This window comes from Phyllobacterium sp. (assembly GCF_037994405.1).
Taxonomy (GTDB): domain Bacteria; phylum Pseudomonadota; class Alphaproteobacteria; order Rhizobiales; family Rhizobiaceae; genus Phyllobacterium.
In genome coordinates, this window is the sequence record NZ_JBBNAN010000503.1 from 1 (window position 1) to 4,480 (window position 4,480).

Consider the following 4,480-nt stretch of genomic DNA (forward strand, 5'->3'; position numbering starts at 1 on the left):
TTGCTACACATGTGATCGCCGACGACAGTTTCTCCATTGACCTTGATCCGACCGCGGATCCAGTCTCTCAGGCACCGCTTTTATGTGCTGGCTTGATCGGCTGGCGCTCTCTCAAGAAGGCTGGTGAAGCCAGGAAGATCGGACTTTATGGTTTCGGGGCCGCAGCTCACATCATCGCGCAGCTATGTGCGTGGCAGGGTCGAGAAGTCTACGCGTTTACCCGAAAGGGAGATTTGCAAGCGCAGCGTTTTGCCCAAAAACTCGGTGCTGTTTGGACCGGCGGCTCGGAGGAAAGACCGCCCGAGGAACTGGACGCGGCCATCATTTTCGCTCCGATCGGCGACCTTGTACCAACGGCCTTAGGAGCGGTGCGCAAGGGCGGCCGCGTGGTTTGCGGTGGTATTCATATGAGCGAAATCCCAGCCATGCCATATGCCACAATTTGGGGGGAGCGTGAGCTGGTTTCGGTGGCGAATCTGACGCGTGAGGATGCCAGAGAATTCTTTACGATCATCGGAAAGGCCGGCGTGGATACAACAACCACTTGTTATTCTCTCGAAGAGACGAACACAGCGCTTGAAGCTCTTCGATCCGGTCGTTTGAGCGGAGCGGCAGTAATCGTTCCACACGGAAACCGGCCAGATTCATAACATCACAATTCACGCTTAAATGAGCGTCTTCCGATATTTCGTTTCCTGTTCTGCTCCACGAAAAAGGCGGGCGTTGTCGGAACAAAGTCCACGAACGCTAACCCCATCCATCCGCGAGGCATAGAATTTTGCAATACTATGTCGATATAGCTTCGAGCTGGCCTTTGGGCTAAAAATCGACACGCGGCGTATCGGGAATAGGATTCTCAAAAAGCATCCAGAATGAAATGCCGTAAGCCTCCTCGTACCAGTCCTCAAATCGGATGAGGGTTTCGCTAATGTCTGGCGAGGGGTTTGGTGTTTCTTGGTGCTCACTGCTGAAGGCGCGATAAAGTGCAACGGTGACAGGCGTGAATTTCGCGAGTGTTGCGTCTTGCATTTCACTATCCGACGACCAACCCAGTTTAACCCGCAATAAAGCAAGCGCGCCGGCGACGGCGATTTCCTCACCGGTTCGTTCTTCCGCGCCGGTATTGTCCTCGACTTTCGCCCTCACAGTTTCAGCAATGGACCGCATCAAATTCATCCGGCGAAAGGCGAACGCGCGTTCGCGTTCGAGTATTTTTATCCGGGCCGCCGCCTCCTGCCGGTAAGCGGATTCTGCCGACTGTGCCCTGTCAGCCGCTCGCTGCAGTCCCTCGATATAAAGGGTAGCCGCGCTCATCGCTTGCTCCCGGAACCAGACCCGCTCACTGACGGCGGAAGAGAGTGGGAGTCGAACCCACCAAAGACCGTCTCTCGGCCCCTCCCGGATTTGAAGTCCGGACGCCCCACCGGGGACGATTCTCCTCCAGAAACAACCTTTTCGCTTATGGCACCATCCGTCAAATTGCCGAAAAGCTCCAAACGATTCCAATTGATGCGCCGAAGATCGCCATGCCGTACTGTCACGCTGTGCCGATCAAAGAAATCAAGGATCTGAATTGCAACCTTGCGGCCATTTTCGACGCAATCACGAAATTGCGCTGCGGTAAACCAGCCTTTCTCCGCGCCCGAACTGAGTCTGGCAATGATCGCAACCATTGTCGCAATCGTATCTCGCAGGAAGAAATGGTCGTGTGCTACTTCGTGCACCTTGCCCATGCGGCTCGCCAGCTTCAGCAGCCGCCGCACCTGCGGCTCTTGAATCGCGAGCAATTCAGCGATATCGCGAACGCGAGGCGGACGGAACCGTTGGGTTCCACCCAGAAGCGGCTCGATCCCGTTCCAAAGCCGCTCGTCGGCCGGGGCCATGGTCACTTGGTGACCCGGGAGCCGGACCCAGGCTCCTTCAAGAGCAATCTCTCCCGCACCTGCGAGACTTTGCAACGCTGCACGAAATGCCGGCGTCTGCAGGCGCGGTTCGAGCTGTGTCCGCAGCCGTTCAATGCCGATCCCCAACAAATCCGGATTGCCGGCGTGGAACGTTTCGAGCCGATCCAGCAGGTCTTGCCGGAACTTGCACCATTGCGCGAAAGACATGGCCAGTACGGAAGCGTCCAGCGGCAGGAGTACCGCGCCCAGCGATTCTGTCAACGCCCTGACATGCGCTGTCGGCAAGGTCCTGTCGCGGGCAAAAGCCGTGATATCGAGATGGAATGGCGGCGCTGCAAGCAATGCACCAATCGCACGTTCCGGGTCAATAAGAGCATGCGCGTCGAGCTGCGCCCTTCGCTCCGGGGTTCGGCGTCTGCGGGCTGGAGCACGCAAATCCAGAAAGGTTCCGCCGCCAATTGTGCGCCGCGCCGATGTGTCACGCACGACGTAACGATCGCCCACCGCGGCAGCGACTGGCTGGTCCAACACGAGTTGGACTCGGGCGCGTGCTCCGGGCGCCACAGGCTCATCGGCCAACAAAACGATACGAGCACCCACCTCGACTGATGCATGATGAAGCCGTACCGGAAACCAGTGACCAATCGGCTTTCGCTCAGACGCAAGCACGCGCAGTGTCGCGTCAATTCGGCTCGTCGGCGCATGCAAGCTTCGCTCCAGCACCATATCACCACGATGAACGGCGGCCTTTGTGATGCCATCACCGACGAGGTTAAGGGCACAACGTTCGCCGGCGCGGCCATTCTCACTTGGCTGGTTCTGGGTATGGATTGAGCGGATACGGGCTGCAAGGCCTGACGGGCTTATGGTTACATGATCGCCGATTGCCACCATCCCCGAAAGTACGGTTCCGGTCACAATGGTTCCTGCCCCGTGAATCGTAAACGATCGATCAACCGCCAACCGGAAGCGGCCAGTTGTCTGGCGCCGGTCGAAGTGGCGAGCAGCATTGACGAGCTCTTCGTGTAAACTCGCGATACCTTGTCCCAAAACCGTTGAAACAGCGATTATCCGCGCATCGCAAATTGCCGTCCCGCCGAGTTCGTTTCGTATTGCGGTTTCGACCTCGGTCAGCCGGTCTTCTTGCACGAGATCTGCCTTGGTCAGCGCGACAACGCCCCGTTTGATACCGAGGAGATCGATGATGGCGAGGTGCTCGTGCGTCTGCGGCATTAAGCCGTCGTCGGCGGCAACCACCAACAGCGCCAAATCGATACCGCTTGCTCCGGCAAGCATGGTGTGGATGAATTTCTCGTGCCCAGGAACGTCGACAAAGCCAATCGTCTCAGCTCCGTCCACCGGCATATAGGCGAAGCCGAGATCGATCGATATGCCGCGGGCCTTTTCCTCTTTCAGCCGGTCCGTATCGACGTTGGTCAGAGCCTTGACCAGCGATGTCTTGCCATGATCGATATGCCCTGCGGTACCAACAATCATGGCTTTCCTACCTTTGACAAAGGGGCCGATGCTTCGGGCAGGGATATTGCAGCAAGGCGCTCAGCTCGGGCGAGTTGGTCGGTATCGAGCGCCGCGTGCACAATGTCGAAGAAAGGCGTGGCCAGAGCGCTGTCCCCCTTGCGCGCTCGCAACAGCCATGCAAACGCCGCAACCGGATCGCGTTCGACACCGCTTCCCAGATGATAGGCTGCGCCGAGCATCGCCTGTCCGTCGGCATCGCCGGCATTGGCACCAAGTCGCCACCAGCGAACGGCCTCGGCCGGATCACGCGGGACGCCAAGGGCATTATGATAGAGCATTCCCAGCCGCGTCATGGAGGCGGCAGAGCCGTTTTGCGCGGCGGCAAGTGCCCACCGGCGCGCCTCTGCGGGATCTGGCTCGGCGATTTCGCCTTCTAGCAGCATCCAGCTCAACATGTCTTGAGCTTCGCCGTCCCCTTGTTCCGCCGCCTGGCGGTAAAGCGCCAGCGCTCGTTGATGGTCTGGCTTGATGCCCTCGCCGGTGAACAACAGAGATGCGAGATTGCGCTGCCCAACCGGGTCACCGGCCTCCGACGACAATATCAGCCAGTCACGGGCGAGTTGGCAATCTCTCGTAACACCTAATCCGCCAGCGAAACACGCACCGATATTGTTTTGGGCCCGCGCATTTCCGGCTCGCGCCAAAGGTTCCCATATCGAGAGCGCAGTCGCGTAATCGCCGTTCGTAGCCGCCGTCAATGCAATCGCCATCTTATCTTCGGCCAATGCATTGTTTTCTGTCGGTTTTCGCGAGAACCGGCTAAGAAGGCTCAACATCAAAGCCTCCTTTGAGCGGTGAAACAAGATCTGCGAAATTGGCAGAAAAACCGGCCTCATTCTCGAGGCAACGCAGGTCCAGCACCAGCGACCCGCGCTCGATACGGCCGATGATCGGTGCCGGGAGCCGCCTAAGTGCCGCTGCCAACCCGGCAAGCCTGCGGCCACTGTTCTCGACCGGCGTCAGGGACAAGCCCGCGCTCGGTATTGTGGAAAGGGGCAGGGCGCCAGAACCGATCTGGCTTTCGCAGGCAATAACGG

At 58.6% G+C, this 4,480-nt stretch carries 2 protein-coding genes, 1 tRNA gene and 3 pseudogenes; 1 reads left to right on the forward strand and 5 read right to left on the reverse strand.

Translation table 11 applies throughout. The features are described 5' to 3' along the window. A pseudogene (locus tag AAAC48_RS27675) lies at positions 1–650 on the forward strand (alcohol dehydrogenase); the annotation flags it as partial. A 169-nt stretch (positions 651–819) separates the two neighbouring features. Here the strand turns inward: AAAC48_RS27675 and AAAC48_RS27680 are convergent. The 5 genes and pseudogenes from AAAC48_RS27680 to AAAC48_RS27700 form a co-directional block, all read right to left on the reverse strand. After that, a complete protein-coding gene (locus AAAC48_RS27680) occupies positions 820–1,314 on the reverse strand; it encodes a hypothetical protein (RefSeq protein ID WP_340657272.1) in 495 nt (164 codons plus the stop codon). A 35-nt stretch (positions 1,315–1,349) separates the two neighbouring features. Further along, positions 1,350–1,442 (reverse strand) — tRNA-Sec (locus AAAC48_RS27685). 81 nt (positions 1,443–1,523) lie between these two features. Then, a pseudogene (gene selB / locus AAAC48_RS27690) lies at positions 1,524–3,401 on the reverse strand (selenocysteine-specific translation elongation factor); the annotation flags it as partial. After that, positions 3,398–4,219: a tetratricopeptide repeat protein gene (locus tag AAAC48_RS27695; RefSeq protein WP_340657273.1), complete on the reverse strand. Its 822-nt coding sequence runs from the start codon at positions 4,217–4,219 to the stop codon at positions 3,398–3,400. The gene AAAC48_RS27695 and the pseudogene selB, both read right to left, overlap by 4 nt. After that, positions 4,203–4,480, reverse strand: a pseudogene (locus AAAC48_RS27700) (L-seryl-tRNA(Sec) selenium transferase); the annotation flags it as partial. The pseudogene AAAC48_RS27700 and the gene AAAC48_RS27695, both read right to left, overlap by 17 nt.